This is a genomic window from Silvimonas iriomotensis (assembly GCF_014645535.1).
Classification (GTDB): domain Bacteria; phylum Pseudomonadota; class Gammaproteobacteria; order Burkholderiales; family Chitinibacteraceae; genus Silvimonas; species Silvimonas iriomotensis.
Genome location: NZ_BMLX01000001.1, coordinates 1055913 through 1079318, shown reverse-complemented (window position 1 = coordinate 1079318; position 23406 = coordinate 1055913). Strand labels below are relative to the sequence as shown.

General features: G+C 59.4%; 26 protein-coding genes. 16 read left to right on the top strand and 10 right to left on the bottom strand.

Annotated elements, in window-relative coordinates:
• Positions 1 to 15: 15 nt before the first annotated feature.
• Complete coding sequence (dnaB, locus tag IEX57_RS04735; protein ID WP_188702835.1) at positions 16 to 1428, top strand: replicative DNA helicase; 1413 nt, start codon at positions 16 to 18, stop codon at positions 1426 to 1428.
• A gap of 156 nt (positions 1429 to 1584) precedes the next feature.
• Here dnaB and IEX57_RS04730 read toward each other — a convergent pair whose 3' ends face one another.
• Positions 1585 to 2652 (bottom strand): type II asparaginase, encoded by a 1068-nt coding sequence (locus tag IEX57_RS04730; RefSeq protein ID WP_188702833.1) that lies wholly within the window; start codon positions 2650 to 2652, stop codon positions 1585 to 1587.
• Positions 2653 to 2688: 36 nt separating this feature from the next.
• Here IEX57_RS04730 and IEX57_RS04725 point away from each other — a divergent pair, with 36 nt between their 5' ends.
• Both IEX57_RS04725 and IEX57_RS04720 read left to right on the top strand, forming a co-directional pair.
• On the top strand, positions 2689 to 2904 hold the full coding sequence (locus tag IEX57_RS04725) for a hypothetical protein (protein ID WP_188702831.1): 216 nt from the start codon (positions 2689 to 2691) through the stop codon (positions 2902 to 2904).
• 2 nt (positions 2905 to 2906) lie between these two features.
• Complete coding sequence (locus IEX57_RS04720; RefSeq protein WP_188702828.1) at positions 2907 to 3269, top strand: cupin domain-containing protein; 363 nt, start codon at positions 2907 to 2909, stop codon at positions 3267 to 3269.
• A 105-nt stretch (positions 3270 to 3374) separates the two neighbouring features.
• Here the strand turns inward: IEX57_RS04720 and IEX57_RS04715 are convergent, their stop codons facing one another.
• The 3 genes from IEX57_RS04715 to IEX57_RS04705 form a co-directional block, all read right to left on the bottom strand.
• Positions 3375 to 3692 (bottom strand): hypothetical protein, encoded by a 318-nt coding sequence (locus IEX57_RS04715; protein WP_188687607.1) that lies wholly within the window; start codon positions 3690 to 3692, stop codon positions 3375 to 3377.
• A 461-nt stretch (positions 3693 to 4153) separates the two neighbouring features.
• Positions 4154 to 5563 carry a PhoH family protein gene (locus IEX57_RS04710; protein WP_188702826.1) on the bottom strand — a complete coding sequence of 470 codons (1410 nt, stop codon included), beginning with the start codon at positions 5561 to 5563 and terminating at the stop codon, positions 4154 to 4156.
• Positions 5564 to 5646: 83 nt separating this feature from the next.
• Positions 5647 to 6105 (bottom strand): peroxiredoxin, encoded by a 459-nt coding sequence (locus IEX57_RS04705; RefSeq protein ID WP_188702824.1) that lies wholly within the window; start codon positions 6103 to 6105, stop codon positions 5647 to 5649.
• A gap of 231 nt (positions 6106 to 6336) precedes the next feature.
• Between IEX57_RS04705 and dcd the strand changes: the two genes are divergently transcribed.
• From dcd to IEX57_RS04675, 6 genes are all read left to right on the top strand, one after another.
• Positions 6337 to 6912 (top strand): dCTP deaminase, encoded by a 576-nt coding sequence (gene dcd / locus IEX57_RS04700; RefSeq protein ID WP_188702822.1) that lies wholly within the window; start codon positions 6337 to 6339, stop codon positions 6910 to 6912.
• Positions 6913 to 7122: 210 nt separating this feature from the next.
• Positions 7123 to 8166, top strand: coding sequence for an L-glyceraldehyde 3-phosphate reductase (gene mgrA, locus IEX57_RS04695; RefSeq protein WP_188702820.1), 1044 nt, complete (start codon positions 7123 to 7125; stop codon positions 8164 to 8166).
• A gap of 42 nt (positions 8167 to 8208) precedes the next feature.
• Positions 8209 to 9210 (top strand): hypothetical protein, encoded by a 1002-nt coding sequence (locus IEX57_RS04690; protein ID WP_188702818.1) that lies wholly within the window; start codon positions 8209 to 8211, stop codon positions 9208 to 9210.
• Between the two features lie 25 nt (positions 9211 to 9235).
• A complete protein-coding gene (recJ, locus tag IEX57_RS04685; RefSeq protein WP_188702817.1) occupies positions 9236 to 10921 on the top strand; it encodes a single-stranded-DNA-specific exonuclease RecJ in 1686 nt (561 codons plus the stop codon).
• Between the two features lie 36 nt (positions 10922 to 10957).
• Positions 10958 to 12355, top strand: a complete 1398-nt coding sequence (locus tag IEX57_RS04680) for a chitinase N-terminal domain-containing protein (RefSeq protein WP_188702815.1) — start codon at positions 10958 to 10960, stop codon at positions 12353 to 12355.
• On the top strand, positions 12352 to 12741 hold the full coding sequence (locus tag IEX57_RS04675) for a gamma-glutamylcyclotransferase family protein (RefSeq protein WP_188702813.1): 390 nt from the start codon (positions 12352 to 12354) through the stop codon (positions 12739 to 12741). Before IEX57_RS04680 ends, IEX57_RS04675 begins: the two co-directional genes overlap by 4 nt.
• Before the next feature lie 69 nt (positions 12742 to 12810).
• Here the strand turns inward: IEX57_RS04675 and IEX57_RS04670 are convergent, their stop codons facing one another.
• Entirely contained in the window at positions 12811 to 13269 is a 459-nt protein-coding gene (locus IEX57_RS04670) for a copper chaperone PCu(A)C (RefSeq protein WP_188702811.1), read from the bottom strand.
• 182 nt (positions 13270 to 13451) lie between these two features.
• Here IEX57_RS04670 and IEX57_RS04665 point away from each other — a divergent pair, with 182 nt between their 5' ends.
• A complete protein-coding gene (locus tag IEX57_RS04665) occupies positions 13452 to 14327 on the top strand; it encodes an EamA family transporter (RefSeq protein ID WP_188702810.1) in 876 nt (291 codons plus the stop codon).
• Here IEX57_RS04665 and IEX57_RS04660 read toward each other — a convergent pair.
• Positions 14324 to 14680, bottom strand: a complete 357-nt coding sequence (locus IEX57_RS04660) for a translation initiation factor Sui1 (protein ID WP_188702808.1) — start codon at positions 14678 to 14680, stop codon at positions 14324 to 14326. The two genes, IEX57_RS04665 and IEX57_RS04660, sit on opposite strands and share 4 nt — an antisense overlap.
• Positions 14681 to 14873: 193 nt before the next feature.
• Between IEX57_RS04660 and IEX57_RS04655 the strand changes: the two genes are divergently transcribed.
• On the top strand, positions 14874 to 16472 hold the full coding sequence (locus IEX57_RS04655; protein WP_188702806.1) for an EAL domain-containing protein: 1599 nt from the start codon (positions 14874 to 14876) through the stop codon (positions 16470 to 16472).
• A 63-nt stretch (positions 16473 to 16535) separates the two neighbouring features.
• On the opposite strand, the gene serB is transcribed toward IEX57_RS04655, so the two are convergent.
• Positions 16536 to 17381 carry a phosphoserine phosphatase SerB gene (serB, locus tag IEX57_RS04650; RefSeq protein WP_188702804.1) on the bottom strand — a complete coding sequence of 282 codons (846 nt, stop codon included), beginning with the start codon at positions 17379 to 17381 and terminating at the stop codon, positions 16536 to 16538.
• Between the two features lie 82 nt (positions 17382 to 17463).
• Positions 17464 to 18168, bottom strand: a complete 705-nt coding sequence (locus IEX57_RS04645; RefSeq protein ID WP_188703470.1) for a UPF0149 family protein — start codon at positions 18166 to 18168, stop codon at positions 17464 to 17466.
• A gap of 142 nt (positions 18169 to 18310) precedes the next feature.
• On the opposite strand from IEX57_RS04645, the gene IEX57_RS04640 reads away from it, so the two are divergent.
• The gene (locus IEX57_RS04640; protein WP_188702802.1) at positions 18311 to 18808 is read left to right on the top strand and encodes a dihydrofolate reductase; all 498 of its coding nucleotides are present in this window, start codon (positions 18311 to 18313) and stop codon (positions 18806 to 18808) included.
• Between the two features lie 66 nt (positions 18809 to 18874).
• Here the strand turns inward: IEX57_RS04640 and IEX57_RS04635 are convergent, their stop codons facing one another.
• A complete protein-coding gene (locus IEX57_RS04635; protein ID WP_188702800.1) occupies positions 18875 to 19534 on the bottom strand; it encodes a phosphoglycolate phosphatase in 660 nt (219 codons plus the stop codon).
• Between the two features lie 7 nt (positions 19535 to 19541).
• Positions 19542 to 20228, bottom strand: a complete 687-nt coding sequence (gene rpe, locus IEX57_RS04630) for a ribulose-phosphate 3-epimerase (RefSeq protein WP_188702797.1) — start codon at positions 20226 to 20228, stop codon at positions 19542 to 19544.
• 111 nt (positions 20229 to 20339) lie between these two features.
• Here rpe and apaG point away from each other — a divergent pair, with 111 nt between their 5' ends.
• The 4 genes from apaG to IEX57_RS04610 all read left to right on the top strand — a co-directional run bounded on the left by apaG (position 20340) and on the right by IEX57_RS04610 (position 23405).
• The gene (apaG, locus tag IEX57_RS04625) at positions 20340 to 20723 is read left to right on the top strand and encodes a Co2+/Mg2+ efflux facilitator ApaG/CorD (RefSeq protein ID WP_188702795.1); all 384 of its coding nucleotides are present in this window, start codon (positions 20340 to 20342) and stop codon (positions 20721 to 20723) included.
• A gap of 160 nt (positions 20724 to 20883) precedes the next feature.
• The gene (gene surE, locus IEX57_RS04620; protein WP_188702793.1) at positions 20884 to 21627 is read left to right on the top strand and encodes a 5'/3'-nucleotidase SurE; all 744 of its coding nucleotides are present in this window, start codon (positions 20884 to 20886) and stop codon (positions 21625 to 21627) included.
• On the top strand, positions 21624 to 22283 hold the full coding sequence (locus IEX57_RS04615) for a protein-L-isoaspartate(D-aspartate) O-methyltransferase (protein WP_229708719.1): 660 nt from the start codon (positions 21624 to 21626) through the stop codon (positions 22281 to 22283). Before surE ends, IEX57_RS04615 begins: the two co-directional genes overlap by 4 nt.
• A gap of 114 nt (positions 22284 to 22397) precedes the next feature.
• Positions 22398 to 23405, top strand: coding sequence for a peptidoglycan DD-metalloendopeptidase family protein (locus tag IEX57_RS04610; RefSeq protein WP_188702788.1), 1008 nt, complete (start codon positions 22398 to 22400; stop codon positions 23403 to 23405).
• The last annotated feature ends 1 nt before the right edge of the window (position 23406 follow it).

Below are 23406 nucleotides of genomic sequence, written 5' to 3'. Positions count from 1 at the left end.
TGATTTAATTACAAAATGACCGAGCATCCTACCGCCCCCGTCCCTGACACGCAACCTGACAGCCTGCGCCTGCCCCCGCATTCCATTGAAGCGGAGCAATCGGTGCTGGGCGGCTTGTTGCTGGACAACCCTTCGTTTGACCGTATTGCCGACATTCTGGGCGAGCAGGACTTTTACCGCGACGATCACCGCCGTATTTTCCAGCATATCGTCCGCTTGATTGAACACAACCGGCCGGCTGACGTGATTACTGTCGCTGAATCGCTGGATAACAACAACGAACTGACTTACGTCGGCGGCCTGGCTTATCTGGGCGCGCTGGCGCAGAACACGCCCTCGGCGGCCAATATTCGCCGCTATGGCGAGATCGTGCGTGAGAAGTCCGTCATGCGCCAGCTGGCCAGCGTCGCCAACGAAATCGCCGACGCAGCCTATAGCCCCAACGGGCGTGAGGCGACAGAACTGCTGGATGAAGCCGAATCCAAGGTGTTCCAGATTGCCGAGCAATCGGCCAAAGGGCAGCAGGGCTTTATTGCCATGCCGCCGATTCTGAAAGAAATCGTCGAAAAGATTGATTACCTGTACCGCCAGGATAACCCGTCGGAAATTACCGGCGTGGCCTCGGGCTTTGTCGATCTGGACAAGATGACTTCCGGTCTGCAGCCGGGCGACCTTGTGATCGTGGCTGGGCGACCCTCCATGGGCAAGACTGCGTTTTCGGTGAACATTGCCGAACACGTGGGGACCGAACTGAAAAAACCGGTCGCGATTTTTTCCATGGAAATGGGCGCGGCGCAGCTGGGCATGCGGATGGTGGGTTCGATCGGCAAGATTGACCTGCACAAACTCAAAACCGGCCGGTTTGAAGATGAAGACTGGACCAAGCTGACCTACGCCATTAACAAGCTCTCTGAGGCGCCGATCTTCATTGAAGAAACCGGTGCGCTCAGCGCGCTGGATATCCGCACGCGCTGCCGCCGTCTGGCGCGTCAACACGGCCAGCTGGGTCTGATCGTGATCGACTATTTGCAGCTGATGTCGGGTCGGGCAGGGGCCAAGGACCAGAACCGGGCGACCGAACTGGGTGAAATCTCCCGTTCGCTCAAGGGTCTGGCCAAAGAGCTGAAATGCCCGCTGATTGCGCTCTCACAGCTGTCGCGTTCGGTGGAGCAGCGTACAGATAAACGTCCGATGATGTCTGACTTGCGTGAATCGGGCGCGATTGAACAGGATGCGGACATCATCATGTTCATGTACCGCGACGAGTACTACAACCCGGATTCGCCGTTCAAAGGCCTGGCCGAGTGCATCGTCGGCAAGCACCGTAACGGCCCGACCGGCAAGGTGCCGCTGGTGTTTATCGGCAAGTATTCGCGCTTTGACAATGCGCTGGTCAAGCCGGAAGGCTGGAGTGGTGATCTGGAGTAACGGGTGAGGTGCGCGCCGGCACGCTGGCCCAGCATCGCAAACTCTGAAAAAACCCTGGCCGCATCCGCGAAGGCCAGGGTTTTTTTATTCATGCAGCAAGGCAGGCTAACCGGGGCAAGCTGGTGCAGGTTTCCACCAGACTTCCCCGGCCGTGCCTTAGTACGTATAGAACATGCGCTGGATTTCTTTGGTGTCTTTGGTTTTGGTCAGCGCCAGCATCAACAGAATGCGTGCTTTCTGCGGGTTGAGCGTATCGGAGACCACAAAGTCGGTCTTGTCGTCATCGTTCTCGCCGTTGCGCAGCGTCGGGCCATTACCCACGCGCGATGAGCGCAGGATGAAGATGCCTTTCTGGCGCAGTTCTGTCAGGCGGGCGCGTACCGGGGTGGCCAGGCTACCGTCGCCCGTGCCAGCGTAGACAATGCCGACATCACCGGCGGCCACAAAGGCGTCGATGGCCAGGGTATTGGCGTTGGCCGAACCATAGGCGATATCGACGGCCGGCAGGTGCTCCAGTTTCGAGATATCAAACTCGGTATCAGCGGTGTGCTTTTTGGTGGTAGCGCGGTAGTACTGCGGCTTGCCACTGACGATGTACCCCAGATCGCCCAGTTCCGGCGAGCGGAAGGTGTTGGCGAGCATGGTGTTGGTCTTGGTGACATCACGTGCGCCAAGGATTTCGTCGTTCATGGCCACCAGCACGCCGCGGTTGACCGAGTCCGGGCTGCCCGCCACCGCGACGGCGTTATACAGGTTGATCGGGCCATCGGCACTAATGGCGGTGGAAGGGCGCATGGAACCCACAATCACCACCGGTTTTTTGCTTTTCACCGTCAAATTGAGAAAATAAGCCGTTTCTTCGATGGTGTCGGTGCCGTGCGTGATCACGATACCGTCCACGTCGCTTTGCTTGAGCAAGGTGTTGACGCGTTTGGCCAGGGTCAGCCAGTTCTCGTTGGTCATGTTTTCACTGGCAATCTGGAAAACCTGTTCGCCCGAGACATTGGCTACCTGTTTGAGCTCCGGGACGGCCTCGATCAGTTTTTCGACGCCTACTTTGGCTGCGGTATAACCCACGGTGGTGGTGCTGGTGGCGCCCGTGCCGGCAATGGTGCCACCGGTGGCCAGAATGACCACGTGCGGCAGTTTGTCGGCGGCCCAGGTGGCCGTGGCGCTGCAGGTAATGGCGATGAACAATGCGCGTTGAAACAACTTGGTCAGCATATGACTCTCCAGACAATGTTTTTCAGTGGATACGGCATGAAAACAACGAAACCTGTTTTCATCTGGTCAGCCTGCCGTGTTGCGTTTCAAATGGGCGGGCCAACGACGAAGCAAGTTTTGTCAGGGCATAAAAAGCATGATCTGTGCCCCGTGCTGACAACATTGCTGAAAGTACTGTCAGGGATTTCGTTAATACCAATCGGCAGCCGCGCTCTGGGCGGATTGCCCAAGTTGATGATTGATAAGGAATAACCGTGAAAGTGATCGCCTTTTCTGCCCACCAGCCGCAACCCGTCACCGATTACCCGCGCCCGGAACGGCTGGTCTCAGGCAACCCGCAGCGCACTACCTGGCTGCACTATGAACATGCAGCCAATGGCTTTTCGAGCGGAATCTGGGCGTCGGAAGTCGGGAGCTGGCGTATCGAGTTCGGCCCGGCTGAAGAAGAGTTCTTCAGCATTATCGAAGGCCGTGCGCGCGTGTATGACGAGGCGGGCGAGTTTGCCGAAGTCGGCCCGGGTGAGGCGCTGGTGATCCCCGCAGGTTTCAAGGGCCGGTTTGAGGTGCTCGAGCCGGTGAAGAAGTACTTTGCGATCTACGAAAAAACCGCGGACTGAGCCGCAAAGCGCAAGCGCAACCCTGTCAGCCATAAAAAAAGGCCCGCACAAGCGGGCCTTTTCTTTCAGGAATTCGTGGTCGTCAAACCGCAGTGGCGGGCCGGATCAGTGGTGCGCCGGCTGACGTTGCTGCTTTTCCACGACCAGTGCGTTATACGGCGCAAACAGATAGAACGGGGCAAACAGGAATCGCCAGCCGTGCATGGCGCTTTTGACGGTGAAGTGCATTTCTTCAGCGTCGGTGTCAAACACCAGTGGCGGGGTTTTGCCCCAGTCAAGCTGGGCCTGCAGTACGTGGCGGCCCGGGGGCAGTGAAGCGGTAAGGCAGTGGCCGGGCGCCGTGTGGCCCAGCGGGTGTCCATCTAACAACATGCGCGGCTGACGGCCCAGCGCGCCCTGACGATGAATCTTGATCGTTGGCATTGATCCTCCATCTTGTAGTTGTAACAGTCGCGCAACCGGCTACTGGTGTGCACCAGTCCCTCCCCGGGGGTGTACTGACGACCGGACAGCGCACAGCGTACACGTCGGTATGTTGCTTAGCTAGCCCCCGTAATGCTTGCCTTATCAAATAAATTTACGCATTTATTGGGATAGCGGCTGATACCACTTGACCGTCTGTCAGCTCCATACGGGATGACAGCAAAGCTGTCACGGAGCTGAAAAGATGCTGTGAAAACAGGTTTGAAAACGAATTCAATTGTGGATTCATGTAGTCAGGCAGTCACTTGCACCATGATTGGTCATGGATGACACCGGTAAAACGGCTGGCTGCAGGGGCATATCAGTCGCAGGTAAAGACCACTTGGCAGGGGCCGATCACTTTACGGGCAATAAAAAAAGCGGGCCGAAGCCCGCTTTGCGTTGCATGTAGCACCTGGTGCTCAGAGCGTTTCTGCGGCGTAATCCGCCAGTCTTGAACGCTCGCCCCGCTGCAAGGTGATGTGGCCGGAGTGGGTCCAGGATTTGAAGCGGTCCACCACATAAGTCAGGCCGGATGAACCCTCGGTCAGGTAGGGCGTATCAATCTGGCTGATATTGCCCAGACACACCACTTTGGTGCCAGGGCCGGCGCGGGTGATCAGCGTTTTCATCTGCTTGGGCGTGAGGTTTTGCGCCTCATCAATGATCAGGAACTTGTTCAGGAAAGTGCGCCCGCGCATGAAGTTAAGTGACTTCACCTTGATACGGCTGCGGATCAGGTCACGCGTGGCGGCGCGGCCCCAGTCGCCTGCTTCGGCGTCGGTCTGGTTGAGGACGTCCAGGTTGTCTTCCAGCGCGCCCATCCACGGCTGCATCTTTTCTTCTTCGGTGCCCGGCAAGAAGCCGATGTCTTCGCCCACCGGCACGGTCACGCGGGTCATGATGATTTCGGAATAAATCTTGGATTCCAGTGTCTGCACAAGGCCCGCTGCCAGCGTCAGCAAGGTTTTACCGGTGCCGGCCTGACCCAGTAGCGAGACAAAATCCACATCCGGGTTCATCAGCATGTTGAGCGCAAAGTTCTGCTCGCGGTTGCGCGCGGTCACGCCCCAGATGGCGTTTTTCTGGTGCGAGTAATCCTTCAGGCTCTCGATCTTGGCGGATTTGCCTTCCAGTTCCACCACGCGCGCGGCCATGGGGCGGTCGCCTTGCTGGAACAACAACTGATTGGGGTAGAGGTCGATGACTTCCGGGCCTTTCAGGCGCCAGTAGCTGCGGCCGCCTTCTTGCCAGCTCTCCAGATCCTTGCCGTTTTTCTCCCAGAACGTCTGGTCGATCTCACGCATGCCGGTGTACAGAAGATCGGTATCTTCCAGCACTTTGTCGTTGAAGTAGTCTTCCGCCGCCAGACCCAGTGCACGCGCCTTGATGCGCATGTTGATGTCTTTGGAAACCAGGATGACCTGCCGCTTGGGCTGCATCTGCTGCAGATGGTGCACTACGCCCAGGATCTGGTTGTCAGCCTTGCCCATGGGCAGTTGCGAGGGCAGCACGCTGGTGATGGCTTCGGTCTGCAGGAACAAACGGCCCGATGCCTGCCCCTTGCTGGCGTCTTCCAGCGAGACCCCGGCGTGCAGGTCTTCTTCGCGGCCGGCGATCAATTCTTCGATAAACCGGCTGGTCTGACGGGCGTTGCGGGCAACTTCCGTCATGCCTTTCTTGTTTCCGTCCAGTTCTTCCAGCGTCATCATCGGCAGAAAGAGATCGTGTTCCTCAAACCGGAAGATCGACGTGGGATCGTGCATCATCACGTTGGTATCCAGCACGAACAGCTTCGTTTCCTGGCTTTTCTTCGTTTTGCGGGTGGCCATCGGGCTCTCCTTGTAGACGGGCGGATCAATACGCATGAGCGACACCAACAAAAAACGGCCTGCGCGCAGACCGTTTTCCCCTTTTATTTAAGGCCCTGCACGACGCTGAGCACTTCTTCAACGTGGCCGGGTACTTTCACCCCGCGCCACTCGTGGACCACCTTGCCCTCCTTGTCGATGACGAAAGTGCTGCGTTCCACGCCGCGCACCTGTTTGCCGTACATGTTCTTCATTTTCATGACACCAAAGGCAGCGCACGCCGTTTCATCCGGGTCAGAGATCAACTCGAACGGAAACGACATTTTTGCTTTGAAATTTTCGTGGGATTTGATGCTGTCGCGGCTGATGCCAAAGACACGCGCGCCGGCGGCAGCAAAGGCCGCGTTCTTGTCGCGAAAATCGGAGCCTTCTACCGTGCAGCCAGGCGTGCTGTCCTTGGGGTAGAAGTACAGGACAAAGGCTTCGCCCTTGAGCGAGGCCGGGTTGAAAGTCGCACCACCCGTCATGGGCAACTCAAAAGACGGGCAGGATTCATTGAGCATCTGTATTCTCCGTTGTTTTTCGGGATGCTTGCCCCTCTGATTTCATTCTGGTCAATGCAATCACAAGCGGCAAGTAAGAAGAAAGTGTTTTGCAAAAATGCCGCAGGTGCTGCCGTGGCCGGGCAGTACCTCAAAACAAGCCGCGTTTGCCAGCGCGCAAGCACGTGACCCACACGCGCCAGTCAGGTGCAGTTACAATAACCCCCATTTTGTGTAGATGGTGTGACAACGATGAGTATCAAGTCCGATAGATGGATCCGCCGCATGGCCGAAGAACACCAGATGATCGAGCCCTATGTGCCGGGTCAGGTGAAAATGGTGAATGGCGAGCGCATTGTGTCGTATGGCACCTCCAGCTATGGCTACGACATTCGCTGCGCCGATGAATTCAAGGTGTTCACCAACCTGAATTCCACCATTGTCGATCCGAAGAATTTTGACGAAAACAGCTTTGTTGACGTCTCCGGCAAGGGCTATTGCATCATCCCGCCGAACTCGTTTGCGCTGGCCCGCACGGTGGAGTACTTCCGCATTCCGCGCAATGTGCTGACGGTGTGCCTGGGCAAATCAACCTACGCCCGCTGCGGCATCATCGTGAACGTGACCCCGTTCGAGCCGGAATGGGAAGGCTACGTGACGCTGGAGTTCTCCAACACCACGCCGCTGCCGGCCAAGATTTATGCCAACGAAGGCGTGGCCCAGGTGCTATTCCTTGAGGCGGACGAAGACGATATCTGTGAAACCAGCTATCGCGATCGTGGCGGCAAGTATCAAGGCCAGGTGGGCGTTACGCTGCCCAAAACCTGATGCATCCATGCATTGCCCAGTAAAAAAGACCGCCCGGCGCGGTCTTTTTTTGTTTGCGTGACGAGATCACCAAACCTGGTGCGGCCTCAGGCCGGATGTTGTGCCGGGCTTGCGCACTGGCCAGCACAGTCTTGAATACAAGGAAACCGGATGGCAGGTTGTGGGTCAACCTGCTCATTGTTCCTGTCTGCCAGTCTGTGGAGTGATCTCATGTCTTACCTTGCATCAGAAGCCCGTTACGATCAGATGGTGTACCGCACGTGCGGCAAAAGCGGCCTCAAACTGCCGGCGTTGTCGCTGGGGCTGTGGCACAACTTTGGCGGCACCACGCCATTGGAAAACCAGCGCGCCTTGCTGCGTACTGCGTTTGATCTGGGCATTACCCATTTTGATCTGGCCAACAATTACGGCCCGCCGTATGGCAGCGCAGAAAGTAATTTCGGCGAGTTGTTCCGCCAGGACTTCAAGCCTTACCGGGATGAACTGGTTATTTCCAGCAAGGCCGGCTGGGATATGTGGCCTGGCCCGTACGGGCAGGGTGGCGGCTCGCGCAAGTATGTGCTGGCCAGCCTGGATCAGAGTCTGAAGCGGCTGGGGCTCGATTACGTTGATATTTTCTACTCGCACCGCTTTGACCCGGATACGCCGCTGGAAGAAACCGCCGGCGCACTGGCCACAGCGGTACAGCAGGGCAAGGCGCTGTATGTGGGGATCTCGTCATACTCGCCCAACAAAACACGTGAAATGGCGGCGCTCTTGCGTGAGTGGAAAATCCCGCTGCTGATTCATCAGCCGTCGTACAACATGCTTAATCGCTGGGTTGAGCATGGTTTGCTGGATGCCATTGCAGATGAAGGTGCCGGTTGCATTGCCTTTACGCCGCTGGCCCAGGGGTTGCTGACCGACAAATACCTCAATGGCATTCCGGAGCATGCGCGCGTCAACAATCCGGGTGGTGGTTCGCTGCAAAAATCGCACCTGAATGATGAGAATATTGCCCGCGTGCGTTCGCTCAACGAGATCGCCAAACGGCGTGGCCAGAGCCTGGCGCAAATGGCGCTGGCGTGGGTGCTGCGCGACAAACGGGTTACCACGGCGCTGATTGGTGCCAGCACGCCAGAACAAATCAGGGAAAACGTCGCCGCCCTGGGCAAGTTGAATTTCTCTGCCGAAGAACTGGCCGAGATTGACCGCTACGCTGTGGAAAGCGGCATCAATCTGTGGGAGAAGCCCTCCACTGACCAGCGCCCTTGATCGCCGGCAGAGCGCAGCGCATGGCGTGCTAGAATCGCCGCCATGCGCTATCACCTTGTCATTCCTCACGGCATCTGGCCGGATGCCGAACTGCAATCTCACCTTGTCAACGACCTGAAACTGCCCGCGCTGGGGCAAATGCTGGGCCGTGGTCGGCCCATGCCTGCCCGCGCCCAGTCCTGGCACGACTGGCTGGCAGAACGCTTTGAAGTGCCGGGCCTGCCGGTGGCACCACTCAGCATGGGCGTCGATCTGCCTGATGCCGAGCCTGGATACTGGCTGCGGGCAGACCCGGTGCATTTGCATGTCGGGCGGGATCAGTTGTCTTTGCAGGATGGCCATAGTTTTCCGATTACCCAGGCCGATGCCGATGCGCTGGTGCACAGCCTGAACCAGTTGTTCGGTGAAGATGGCTACCATTTTGTCGCCGCCACCCCGCAGCGCTGGTATCTGCGCGTGCCGCAAGACCCGCAACTGGTGTGTACGCCGGTGGATACGGTCAATGGCCGCAATATCGACCCATTCTTGCCCAAGGGCCCGGATGCGTTGCTTTGGCATCGTGCCCTTAATGAAATCCAGATGTTGTTCTATACGCATCTGGTCAACGACGCGCGCGAAGCACGCGGTGAGCCGGCGATCAGCTCGGTGTGGTTCTGGGGCGGCGGGCAATGGCCGCTGAGCCACGCGCCGGTGTTGCCCGCCGCGCGCATTGTGGCGAATGACCCGCTGGTGCAGGCCTTGTCTGGCGCCGCGCGGGCGCAGGCAGAGCCCTTGCCGGGCCGTGTTGAAGACTTGCCGACGCAAGACGCCATGATTGTGTTTACTGCGCTGGGCGCGGAACTGGTCGCCAATGATCCGCAAGGCTGGCGTGATGCCTGGCAAAAGCTGGAAGCCACCTGGTTTTCGCCGCTGCTGGAGAGTCTGAAAGCAGGGCGGATCGACAGTCTGGCGTTCTCTTTGCCGGAAGCCGGGCTGGCGGTTGAGGTTGATCGCAGCCTTCGCTGGAAATTCTGGCGCGGGCCGCGACTGCCGTGGCAGTTCTGATGACATTGCAACCGGTGATCTGACCATGCCCCAAATCCAGCCCAGAGTCGTGCCTGAACAACTGGAAAGCCGCTTGCGCCATGCCGGGTATTCGGCGCTTGAAGCGCGCCTGTACGCCGCGCGCGGTATCGGTGATGAGCATGAGCTTGAATATGACCTGACGCGGTTGATCCCGTGGGCGCAACTGAAAGGGGCCGCTGCCGCCGCCGTGCGCCTTGCCGATGCGATCGCCCGCAAGGAACGCATCCTGATCGTGGCCGATTACGATGCCGATGGCGCCACGGCCTGTGCCGTTGGCATGAAGGGCCTCGGCATGCTGGGTGCGACCATCGGCTTTGTGGTGCCCAACCGCTTTGAATACGGCTACGGCCTGACGCCAGAGATTGTCGAACTGGCAGCGCAGCAATCGCCAGACCTGATCCTGACCGTGGACAACGGCATTGCCAGCGTGGCGGGCGTGGCTGCGGCCAAAGCGCGCGGCATTGATGTCCTGATTACCGATCACCATCTGCCGGGCGAGCACCTGCCTGATGCGCTGATCGTGAATCCCAACCAGCCCGGTTGTGACTTTCCGTCCAAGAACCTGGCCGGCTGCGGCGTGATGTTCTATGTACTGATGGCGACCCGGGCCGAGATGCGCAGCCGCGGCGTTTTTGCCAGCCAGCCGGAACCCAATCTGGGGCAACTGCTGGACCTGGTTGCGCTGGGTACGGTGGCCGACGTGGTGCGTCTTGATGCCAATAACCGCATTCTGGTTGAACATGGACTCAAGCGCATGCGTAGCGGCAAGGCCAGTGCCGGTGTGCTGGCTTTATTCAATGCCGCTGGCCGCAACCCGCATCGGGCCAGTTGTTTTGATCTGGGCTTTACGCTGGGGCCACGGCTGAATGCGGCCGGGCGGCTTGATGACATGGGCCTGGGCATTGCCTGCTTGCTGGCGGGATCAGAGCAATCCGCCTTGCCGCTGGCGAGCGAGCTGGATCAGATGAACCGCGCGCGCCGGGATATCGAAGCCGGCATGCGCGACGAGGCCGAGGCCATTCTGGCCAGCGTCAATGTGGCAGATAGCTGGAGCATCTGTTTGTACCGCGCAGACTGGCACCAGGGCGTGGTCGGGATTGTGGCCTCCCGCGTCAAGGAACAGTTTCACCGGCCTACGCTGGTGTTTGCCGATGGGGGCGAGGGCGAGATCAAAGGCTCTGGCCGCTCGATTCCCGGCCTGCATCTGCGTGATGCGCTGGATCTGGTATCAAAGCGTCATGAAGGCTTGATCCTGAAGTTTGGCGGGCACGCCATGGCGGCGGGCCTGAGCCTGCGTACCGAAGACTTTGCGCGCTTCCAGCAAGCGTTTGAGGCCGTGTGCCGGGAGTTGATGCCGGCGACGGCGCTGGAGCGCATTATCGAAACCGATGGCGCCTTGCCGGAAGAAAGCTACAACATGGAGGTGGTCGCGCGGCTGGATCACCAGGTGTGGGGTCAGGGTTTTCCGGCGCCACGCTTTCATGACGAGTTCCGGGTGCTGGAACAACGTGTGGTCGGTGAACGTCACCTCAAGGTGAAGCTGGCCACCCGCTTTGGCATGGTGCTTGATGGCATCCGCTTTGGCAGCCCGCAAGCCTTGCCGGATAAAGTCACCGCCGTGTTCTCGATCAGCATCAACGAGTTTCGTGGCGAACGCATTTTGCAGTTGCAACTGGAGCATTGCGAGTAAAACGCCCGCGCCGGCATCCGGCGCTTTGACGGAGACATGGATTTGACCCTGCAGCGGTTGGTGTTCTGTGTTCTGTGCTGGTTCTGCTGCGCCGTGGCGCAAGCAACCTTGATGACGCCGCAGGAAGCTGCCAGCAGCGGCAACCGGGCCTGCAAGCCGGCCAGCGGCGGCATGGTCGATTGCATTGATGTGGAAGCGCCGCCCGCAGCGCCGGCCAACGACCCATCCATTCAGGCCTTGCCGGCCATGCAATACCCGGGTCAGTCCATTCCCGCGCCCAGCGTAGAGCCGCCGATCAAACCGGCGATGGACGAGGTGCCCGCATCGCTGCCGGGCAATCAGCTGACCATAGGCTGGGATATCAATTTCGGGACCACGGCCCAGTATTGGGAAATCTGGGATAACGGCGAATTGCGCGTGCGCACGCAAAGCTTTACCCAGCGCACGTTGCTCACCAGCAAAGACAGCGCTGCCAAAGCGGTCTCGGTGCAAAGCGGCGTGTACACCCTGACCGATCTGGCGCCAGGCCGGCACGAACTGCAGATCCGCCTGTGCAACACGGGTACCAAAAACGAACCGGTCTGCACTTTGCTGGGCGCCAACACCTGGGTGGGTGGCGCCAAGGGCGACGGCAAGCCTTCCGCACCAGAAATCGAATGGCTGCCCACCGTGACCACTGGCGAGCCGATCAAGCTCACCTGGCATTTGTGGTGGGGTACGCCCGGCCATTACTGGCAGGTGCTGGACGATAAAAAAGTGCTGTTTGAATCCAGTGCTTTTGGTGAAGACGACGCGCACAGCCAGATGGGCGAAACCACGCTGACCGGGCTTGCACCGGGCAAGCATCAATTGAGCGTGCGGCTGTGTACCAAACTGGCCTGTACCCCCAGCGACGTTTACGCCGTGGAAGTCGTCAGCGCGCAACCTTCCAGCGTGGTGCCGCAACTGGCGCTCAGTGGTACGACGGCAGATTCGTACATCCTGGCCTGGTCCTTGCCGGTTGCCGCTGCGCCCAATGCGCCGTTGCGCTGGCAGTTGTTCGATACGGATGCCAGAACGGCGTTTGGCGATATCCAGAAGCGCGCCGTGCAATGCCCGCAAGGTGTGGAAGAAGCGGCCCAGACCGTCAGCAGTACGCGCAGTTACTGCGGCAAGGTGCGCATCCTGCGCACCGAAGCGCCGGTGCATATGGCCGTGCAAGTGTGTTTTGACGATGACGATTGCCGGGAAAGCCAGCCCTTGGCGATTGCCGATGCGACCACCGCCATCCCGCCCGCTGCGCCAGCGCCCGCCATCAGCAAGGTGCCGCCAGCGTCGACGGTCGATGACATGGAGCCACCGGCCGCCGCCCCGGCTACTGCTGCCCCGGCAACGGATCAGAACAGCAAGCCGTTTGATCTGCCCGACAACTACACGCGTGTCCCCACCCGATGACCCACAACAGCACTGCGGCCGATGATGGCTATGTCTTTGTATACGGCACCTTGAAACAAGGTTGCCGCAACCATCACTGGATGCGCGGAACGCCGTGCCTGGGTGCAGCCCGCACCGTGGCCAGCTATGCGCTTTATCTGGAGCAACGGATTCCGTTTCTGTTCAAGGGCGAATCACGCTATCCGGTGACGGGCGAGTTGTATCGCGTGGATGCGGATCAGCTGGCGCATCTGGATGTGCTGGAGCGCCATCCTGAATGGTATGCGCGCGAACGCATTGCGGTGCACGCGCCGGATGGCTCGCAAGTACAAGCCTGGGCGTATTTTTGCCCCGCGCCCATAGGCACGTTGTTGCCGGAAGGGGTTTACCTGGAGCAACTGGACTAACGCTGGTTCTGCTGCCGGATGAAAAAAGCCGCCTTCCTGGCGGCTTTTTTCATGACCGGGCGAGCAGGTTTAATGGCTGTGCGAGAATTCGGTCGCGCCAAGGCCCAGTACATCGACATTCACATCAATGCTGCCACCACGCTGCAACGCCAGCGAGAGCTTGAAGTGGCTGCCTTCCTTGAGCGGTGCTTTCAGCCCGGTCAGCATCACGTGATAACCCTGCGGGCTGAATGTGACGCTGGCTTTGGCAGGGATATCCAGCTTCGGCACGGCACGCATCTGCATCATGCCGTTCGCCATTTTCATTTCATGCACAGAAGCGTCATCGGCCACGCTGGTGCGCGCACCCACAATGCTGTCGGTCGTGGCACCCTCGTTTTTGATGATGAAATAGGCCGCTGCGGTGCTTGCGCCCGGCGGTGTTGCCCGGGCCCAGGCCTGGCTGACGGTCAGGGTGTCTGCAGCAAAGCAGGGGGCAGCCAGCGTCAAAGCCAGCGGCAGGGCGATAAACCATGTTTTCTTGAGCATGCGGCGGGTTCCGTTTTTATCCGTTGATCGGGTTGGCACAAAAAGGTTCAAGCAGTGCCGCCCTGGCCGGATACTTGTCTCGGGCAGAAACGTGTTGCAGATTCTAGACGCCGCCGGCTGCACCCGATAGTGGGGCAAACAGTCACCCGGCATACTGGAGCCCCTTTGGACGGAGCGGATGCATGCAGGCGAAGGACTGGTTGTCGGCGCTGGTGGTGGTGTTTGTGTGGGGCGTCAATTTTGTGGTGATCAAGTTTGGCCTGCACGGCGTACCACCCATGCTGCTGGGCGCCTTGCGCTTTACGCTGGTGGCGTTTCCGGCCGTGTTCTTTGTGCCGCGCCCGCAGATTTCATGGCGTTTGCTGCTGGCCTATGGCGCGACAATCAGCCTGGGGCAGTTTGCCTTCCTGTTTACCGCTTTGTACGTCGGCATGCCGGCCGGGCTGGCCTCCCTGGTGTTGCAGGCGCAGGCGTTCTTTACCGTATTGCTGGCCGCCGTGCTGTTTGGCGAGCCGGTGCGTTGGCACAATATGGCGGGTCTGGTGGTTGCGGCGACCGGGCTGGCCCTGATTGGCCTGCAAGGGCATGCTGGGTTTACTGGCTTCGGTTTTGTGCTGACCTTGCTGGCGGCGCTGTCCTGGGCCTGCGGCAATCTGGCAGTCAAACGTGCCGGCGCGGTCAATCCGCTCAGTCTCGTAATCTGGGGTGCGCTGGTGCCGCCGATTCCGTTTCTGTTGTTGTCGTTGTGGCTGGAAGGCCCGGCCCGCATCACCGCCAGTCTGGCCAGCCCCGGCTGGAGTAGCGTGCTGGCACTGTTGTACCTGGCGTATGTCGCTACCTGCATGGGCTATGGGTTGTGGGGCCGCTTGCTGGCGCATCACCCGGTGCGGCAGATTGCGCCGCTGACCTTGCTGGTGCCCGTCATCGGGGTGGTGACCGCCGCGCTGGCATTGGGGGAACGTCTTTCTGCGCTGCAATGGCTGGGCGGGTTGATTGTGATGCTGGGTTTGCTGATCAACGTGTTTGGGCCAACGCTGACCGCGCGCTTTTACCGCTAACCCGCGCGTTTGGCGGCAAGGTTGCGTTTTTTCAGTTCGGCCAGCACCAGTTCTACGTGATCGCCCTGGATTTCAATCACGCCATCCTTGATGGTGCCGCCGGAGCCGCACACGGCCTTGAGTTGGCGCGCCAGCGTGGTCAGGCTGGCGGCGTCCATGACGGCGCCCTTGATCAGCGTTACGCCTTTTCCCTTGCGGCCCTTGGTCTCGCGCATGACCCGGATTACGCCGTCGGCAAAGCCGGTGGGTTGCGCTGGTTTGCAAATGCATTGCGCCTCGGGCTGGCGGCAATCCGGACACATGCGGCCATGCTCTGTGGAATAAACCAGACCGCCTTGTGACGAGGATTTCATGCGCAAACTGCCTGTATCGGGAACGAAAGCGCTCAAGCATAACAGGGGATTTACGGTGCCAGCGCAATCGTCATGCATGTTTCCAGGTAAGAGAGACATTTGCTGGCTATGAATTGAGAGTGCCGCCGCGCTCTGGCGGCCCGATTTTCACAGCCTCGCCCGTGTCGTGGCGATATTCTGGAATTGCGTATTCATGCAGATGCCCTCGCGCAGATCGTTGCTGCAGCATTCTTATGTGGTGTTGTTGGTGTTGGGAATCATTGCGGTGGCGATCATTCCGGTCGGCATCATGACCTTTGTTGCGGAACAACGCGCACAGGCGCGTGAATACGATGCGCTGGTGCTCTACGCCCGGCGCGGCCTGTCCCGCGTAGAGATGGTGTACACCAACGCCCGTGACGCGCTGGAACAGATGAAGCGCATTGATGCGGATACCTGCGGCGATGAATACCTGCAAGACATGCGCCGCGTGGCGCTGATGCATCGCTACGTGCAGAACATCGTTACGCTGCGCGACGGCCAGTATGTCATGTGCGGCGCCATGCTGGGGCGACTGCAGCCACAAGCCCGCCTCAAGCAGCCGTCCTGGCAAGGCCCGCGCTATCGGGTCTGGCTCAATGCGTATGACATCGAAGACACCGGCAACCCTATGCTGATGATCGCCGATGAGCGCAACGCCGTGCTGATCGACCCGGATTCACTGGTTGATGTGGTGGTGGAGGACCCGAGTCTGTCCTTGTCGCTGGTCGGCACGGCGACCAATGAAGTGGTTGCGTCCTGGCACAACGTGAAACCGGAGTACGCCCTGATGGGCTACAAGGACCCCGGTTCACGGCAGGCGGACGGCAATTATTATGTGATGGTCAAATCCACGCAGTATCCGTTTGCGGTGGTGGCCGGAGAGCCCACTGGCAATCTGATGCGGCACTGGTATGCCAGTTTGCGCATCTGGTTGCCGCTGGGTATTTTGCTGGGGCTGGCGGCGGCCGCGGCCATGCTGATGTTCATTCGCAGCCGCGGCTCCATGGTGGGCCAGTTGCGCGATGCCATCCGCCGTAAACGGCTGGTCATGCATTACCAGCCCATTGTTGATCTGGCCAGCAGACGGTGTATTGGTGCAGAAGCCCTGGTGCGCTGGCCGCAGCAGCACGGCACCATGATCCGGCCCGATGTGTTTGTGCCGCTGGCCGAAGACAACGGCCTGATCCAGCCCATGACTGACCTTGTGCTGGAGTTGATCTGCGCCGATATGGCGACGCTGCTGCAATTGCGGAGTGATCTTTACGTTTCGATCAACCTGGCCGCCATCGACCTGAGTACAGACCGGTTCATCCAGGTGCTGGCGCACAAGCTGCCGCAGGCGGGAATTGAATCTGCCCGTCTGGCCATTGAAGCGACCGAACGCGGGTTCATGGATGTAAACAGCGCGCAGGAAGTGATCGGCAAACTGCGGGCCGCCGGGCACAAGGTGTTGATTGACGACTTTGGTACCGGCTATTCCGGGCTGTCGTATCTGCAGACCTTTCAGGTTGATGTGCTCAAGATCGACAAATCGTTTATCGATACGGTCGGCACTGAGGCGGCCACGGCCAGTGTTGCGCCGCATATTGTCGAGATCGGCCACGCACTCAAGCTGAAAATAATTGCCGAAGGCGTCGAGAGCGAGGACCAGGCACAATGGTTGCAGGCGCATGGCGTGCAGTCCGGGCAGGGCTGGTTGTTTGGCAAGCCGATGCCGGCGGCGGCATTTCTGGCCTTTCTGGCGCAGGATCGACAAAAAGCCTTGTCTTGAGGGGCCCGCAGTCAACAAAAAAGCGCCGATCCGGGCGCTTTTTTGTTGGGGCAAACCTGCTGCTTATGGCGTCACAAAGTAATTGAGCACGCCATCAAGCCCGACAAAGTTGATGCAGTAGGGCGCTTCAGCCTGAACCTTGGGTTTGGCATGGCAGGCTACGCCGTAACCGGCCTCGTGCAGCATGGGCAGGTCATTGGCGCCATCGCCCATGGCAACCACCTGATCAGGCCGCAGGCCCAGTTCCTCACGCATGCGGATCAATTCGCTCTTTTTGCGCTGGGCGTCGACGATATCGCCAATCACCCGGCCGGTGAGCTTGCCGTCGATGATTTCCAGTTCATTGGCAATGGTGCGGGTCAGATTCAGGCGGGTTTGCAGTTTGCTGGTAAAGAAGGTGAAACCGCCGGAAATCAGCAGCGTCTTTGCACCGGCAGCCTGAAAGCCCTTGAGCATGGCTTCAGCGCCCGCCATCAGCTTCAGGCGTTCGTCGTAAACGCGTTGCAGCGCGCTGGCGTCCAGCCCGGCCAGCAAGGCCACGCGGCGGGTCAGGCTTTCCTTGAAATCCAGTTCGCCACGCATGGCGGCCGCGGTAATCTCGGCCACCTGCGGCTTGATGCCGACCATGTCGGCAATCTCGTCGATGCACTCGATGGTGATCAGGGTCGAGTCCATATCCATGACCACAAGGCCGATATCGCCCACCCGGGTGTCTTCCGGAATAAACGCCCAGTCATGCTGGATGGATTCGCAAAAATCAGCGACGGCTTCCGTGTTGCCGATATCGGCGCCAATCAGATGGAATGCCTGCTGATTCACGGCCTGGATTTCCCCAGCGCCAGACAGGCGCGCCAGTTGCTTGAGGTTCGGGGTTTCGATTTCCGGAGCCTGGATAACAAGACGGTACATGGGCGGGATCAGTAGTCAGTAGATGGAATGATCAAGTACAACCCGGTGCAGTTGCCGCCGGGTTGCGCGCAGGCTGGCGCAATCAGGCGCCGTGGCACTTCTTGAATTTCTTGCCGCTGCCGCACGGGCAGGGGTCATTGCGGCCGACTTTGGGTTCTTCGTTCTTGACGGTTTCAACCTTGCCAAAGCGTTGTTCCAGCCAGTAGTACATCAGTTCTTCAATCAGCCACGGCAATTCATCCAGCCGATCCTGGCGTTGCTTGATGGTGAGTTTCTTTTCTTCTTCATCATCCGGGTCATGGCCCAGTTCCACCGCCAGAATGCGGGCGATGGTGTTGTAGAAGTCATCGTTCTCATCCATTGCGCCTTGCCAGGCTTCTTCGCGCACGGCCACGCCGGCATGAAAACCGGAAGCCCAGTACTGGCCAACGGTTTCCTGCCATTTTTCATCCAGACCTTCGTCATTGAGGATGAGCGGGTAGTACAGCGCTTCTTCGCCCGGCCGCACGCGGCTCTTGGCGGAAAACGCCTCACGCACCGTGGCCGCATGGCGACGGATCAGATCCATGATGTCGTCGGCTTCGACCTTGTCGGAAAACTCGGGCACCTGACCGTCAAACACTGCCGGCAACCATTCGTCTTCAGGCACTTCATCCGGGCCGATGGTCAGCGCGACCAGGAAACCATCCAGCATTTCCAGATCCATGGTGGCTTCAGGCGTGCGCGGGCACATCAGGAAAGTATCCAGGCGATCGAATTCCTGGTCGTCGAGCGGTTGCACGGTCATTGCGTTAAATCCGGTATCAGACAATCAAAGCGCTATTGTACCTGTTAGGCGATTCCCCTGGCGGCCATTGCGCGCGCGTTGCCCTTGGGCGCAGCTTCGCCCACAATGCCGCCTTTACTGCACTGCATGCACCGGAGTCGCCATGAGCCAACGCCCCGAAGTCGTCCTGATTGCCGCCATGGGCAGCAATGGCGTGATCGGTATCGAAAACCGCCTGCCGTGGCGCCTGCCGGAAGACCTGAAACGCTTCAAGGCGCGCACCCTGGGCCAGCCCATCCTGATGGGACGCAAAACCTGGGATTCGCTCGGCCGCCCATTGCCTGGCCGCCGTAATCTGGTGATTACCCGCCAGGCCGACTGGCAGGCTGAGGGCGCAGAAGCCTGGCCGAGCATCGAAGCTGCGCTGGCTGCGTGCGACGGCCTCGAGCGCGTGTTTGTGATTGGCGGCGGTGAAATCTATCGGCAATCGCTGGAACTGGCAGATGCGTTGTACCTGACCGAGGTTGAACTGGCGCCGGAAGGCGATGCGTATTTTCCGCAGTTTGATCGCCAGGTGTGGCAGGAAACCGCGCGTGAAGCCGCGGTGGATGAAGCCAGCGGCGCGCGCTTTGCCTGGGTGGATTACCACCGCAAGCGTTGATCCTGCGTGCCGCACATAAAAAAAGGCGCTCAACAGCGCCTTTTTTTATGTGCGGGTGGAAACGGCTTAGTCGATGAATTCCAGCAGATCGGCAAAATGCTGAATGACGCGATCGGCGCCCATGTCATCCATCTTTCCGCCGTAACCGTAACTGACCGCCACCACAGGGCAACCGGCGGCTTGCGCAGCCAGTACGTCGTTTTTGGAGTCGCCCACCATCAGCATTTCGCTCGGGCTGACACCTAGCCGGGCGGCAACGTGCAGCAAGGGTTCCGCCGACGGTTTTTTCTGCGGCAAGGTGTCGCCGGCAACCACGACCTCAAAATGCTCGCTCACGCCCAGTTCACGCAGCAGCGGCAGGGTGTAGCGCTCCGGCTTGTTGGTGACAATGGCCAGCGGAAAACCGCGCTCATGCAGGCGCGACAGCGTGATCTGCACTTGCGGGTAGAACGTGGTGGCAATCGTCAGACCTTGCTTGTAGTGCATGTCAAAGTGGCTCATGGCCTCTTTTTGCAAGGCGGTGCCGGTGAATTCGGCGGCGTGATCGTCCGCCAGCGTGCGTGCGACCAGTGAGGATGCGCCGTCGCCGACGTAACTGGCCACCACGGCCTCGGTCAGCGGTGCCAGGCCCAGATCGGCCCGGGCAGCGTTGGCGGCGCGGGCCAGATCGGCAATCGAATCGACCAGCGTGCCGTCAAGATCAAATGCAAAGGCTTTGATTTCCATGGCGCGCTCACTTGCTGACGTGGCGGTCGATTTCCTGATGCATGGCGCTGATGATGGCGCGGTAGTCCGGATGCCCGAAGATGGCGGAACCGGCCACAAAGGTGTCGACACCGGCGGCCGCAATCTGGCCGATGTTGTCGATCTTTACGCCACCGTCGATTTCCAGATGGATATGGCGACCGGTTTTGTCTTTGTACTTGTCCAGCTTGGCGCGCGCCTGGCGGGCTTTTTCCAGCATTTCCGGAATAAACGACTGACCGCCAAAGCCCGGGTTGACCGACATCAGCAACACCATGTCGACCTTGTCCAGCACGTAGTCCAGATAATCAAGCGATGTGGCCGGGTTGAATACCAGGCCAGCCTGGCAGCCATGATCACGGATCAGGCCCAGCGAGCGGTCGATGTGGTCAGACGCTTCCGGGTGAAAGGTGATGATATTGGCGCCGGCTTTGGCAAAATCCGGAATGATACGGTCCACCGGCTTGACCATCAGATGCACGTCGATCGGCAGCGTGGTGTGCGGGCGGATCGCCTCACAGACCAGCGGGCCAATGGTCAGGTTGGGGACGTAGTGATTGTCCATCACATCAAAGTGGATCAGGCTGGCCCCGGCCTCGGTGACGTTACGCACTTCTTCACCCAGGCGGGCAAAGTCTGCGGAAAGAATGCTGGGGGCAATGCGATATTCGGCCATGAAGAACTCCGTGAAATGGATAAGACACTCAGGCTGATTGTATCGCATAAGACATGCAGCCCGTTCGCATGCGCTGCTAATATGTAAATCACCCTGAAACAGGCATAAACCATGAGCGAAAAGCCAGAGTTCGTTATCGAGATCGTCCCGCATGCGAGTTACGTCCCGGATCAGTCCGACGAGACGGAAGACCACTACGTCTTTGCGTACCGGATTGCCATTACCAATCGCAGCGCGGTGACCGTGCAATTGATCTCGCGGCACTGGATCATTCGTGACATGGAAGGGCGTGAGCAGGAAGTCAGCGGGTTGGGCGTGATCGGCGAGCAACCCGTGCTTGAACCTGGCCAGTCTTTTGAATACATGAGTGGCACCACACTGGAGTGCCCGGTTGGCACCATGCGTGGCAGTTACCAGATGCGCACCACAGACGGCACGCTGTTTGATGCGCAAATCCCCGAGTTTCTTCTTTCCGTACCCCGCACGCTGCATTGACACGTCACCGCCTGCCAGTGCGCTTGACAGCGCCAGGCCGCGCCAGACAAGGGCTGCAAGCGCGCGGTACCTCCGGCAAGGCGGCAATACGCAACGCTCGTTCTGCCGCCGCTTCGCCGTCCAGGCGCATGCGGCTAGAATACGCCGCAGTGGAGGCCGCATGCGTATATTAGTTTCCAATGATGATGGGTATTTCGCGACCGGGATCGCGGCGTTGGCCGAGGCCCTGGCGGATGAGCACGAAGTCATGATCTGTGCACCGGAGCGCGACCGGAGCGGGTCCAGCAATTCTTTGACGCTGGATCGGCCGCTGAGCGTGAGAAGGGCACCGAACGGATTTTTGTATGTGAACGGTACGCCGACCGATTGCGTGCACCTGGCCGCAACCGGCTTGTTGGAAACCTTGCCTGACCTGGTGATCTCCGGCATCAATCATGGCGCCAATATGGGCGATGACACCATTTACTCGGGCACCGTGGCGGCTGCGACTGAGGGTTATCTGCTGGGGGTGACCTCGCTGGCGTTCTCGCTGGCCTCACGCAACCCACAGCATTTTGAAACGGCGGCCCGTGTGGCGTGTGATCTGGTGCGGCAAGTGATCAAGCAGCCGTTCGAACAGCCCACGCTATTGAATGTGAATGTGCCTGACCTGCCGTATGACGAAATCCGCGGCAAGCTCACCACCCGCCTGGGGCGCCGGCATCGCGCGGCATCGGTGATCAAGAGCGAGAACCCGCGCGGCGACCTCATCTGGTGGGTCGGGCCGGTAGGCAGTGCCGCTGTTTGCGGTGAAGGAACAGATTTTTATGCTGTGGCGAACGGGTTTGTCTCCGTCACGCCGCTTTCCATTGATCTCACTGCCTATACCGGACTGGAGACGGTTTCGAAATGGCTATGCGCATGAATTTCAATAATGTGCCCGGTATGGGCATGACATCAGCCCGCACGCGCAGCCGCATGATAGACCGCCTGAAAAGTCAGGGCATTACCCATCCCGAGGTGCTGGTGGTCATGGGTGAGGTGCCACGCCACGCGTTTGTGGACGAGGCCATCTCGCACAAGGCCTATGACGATATGTCCTTGCCCATCGGCCACGGTCAGACCATCTCTCAGCCTTATATTGTTGCCCGCATGACTGAACTGGCGCTGGGCGCGCCGCAGCACGACAAGGTGCTGGAAATCGGCACCGGCTGCGGTTACCAGACCACAGTGCTGGCGCAGTTCTTCAAAACTGTTTATTCCATCGAACGCATTGGCGGTCTGGCCAGGCAAGCGCGAGATCGTCTGGCCTCGCTGGGCGTGCTCAATACCCGTTTGCGTCATGGCGACGGCAGCCGCGGCTTGCCTGATGGCGGCCCGTTTGACGTGATCATGCTGACCGCCGCCGCGCCGATCGTGCCCGAGGCCATGATTGCCCAGCTCAAGCCCGGTGGCCGGATGATTTTTCCGGTCGGTGGCGAGACACAAGAATTGCGCATGATCGAACTCACCCCGGAAGGACCGGTCGAGCAAAAGCTGGAACGGGTGAAGTTTGTGCCGCTGCTTCCTGGCACGGCGTGAATTTTGCGGTGGCTCTGCGCGGCGTGTGAGTGCTACATACATGCGGTTGTTACACAAGCCAAGAACAATTGCCCGCAAGCAGCATCAGATAGAAAAAATCCAAGGAGAAATTGAGTGAACTGGCAGCGTCTCATTGCCCCCGCCACCGCGTTGCTGTTGGCCGCCTGCGCCAATCAGCCAACCCAGCCGGCCCCCATTGTTGACCGTTATCAGCAGAGCACGCCTGCCGCGATCTCTACCACCACGCCCAAGCCCCAGACCAGCACGCCGCCGGCGCTCGCTCCTTCCGGTGAAACCTATACCGTCCAGAAGGGGGATGGTTTGTATCGCATAGCCATGGATCATGGCGTGGCCTGGCGTGACCTGGCGGCATGGAACAATCTGGACGATGTGAACGCCATCAAGGTGGGGCAGGTGTTGCGGTTGACACCGCCGGCAAATGCCGCCACTGCGGCGGGCGGGGTTGAAACGCGCCCGCTCAAGGATGCCAGTACCGCGCCTGCCGTGGCGGCAGCACCTGCCAGCGTGAACAAAAGTTATCCAAAGGCGATGAAGCTGCCCTATAGCGCACAGAACGCAAGCGCCATTGCAGCACTGGCGGAAGGGCCTTCCGTTGTATCAAAACCACAGCCGGATAATAGTGCGGCAACCCGACCGGCTGTCACTTCAGAAACTGCGATATCGTCCGATAGTGTTACAAAAGGTAACGTAAAAGCGGCTTCCGGGCCCGCTTCCGCTCCGGCGGATGCGGCTTCGGCTGATGTTGAGTGGATCTGGCCTACTTCCGGTCAACCCGCCAAAGCTTTCAATGATGAAAGCAGAGGTATTGATATTCTCGGGAAAATGGGGCAGTCTGTGGTTGCGTCAGCGTCCGGTAAGGTGGTCTACGCCGGAAGTGGCCTGCGCGGGTACGGCAAAATGATCATCATCAAGCACAACACCGAGTTCTTGAGCGCATATGCGCATAACAGCAAGTTGCTGGTCAAGGAGGGCGACATCGTCAAGAAGGGTGAAAAGATCGCGGAGATGGGCAATACCGATGCCGACCAGGTCAAGCTGCATTTTGAAATCCGCAGATTTGGCAAACCGGTCGATCCAGCCAAATACATCCACTCAGACTAAC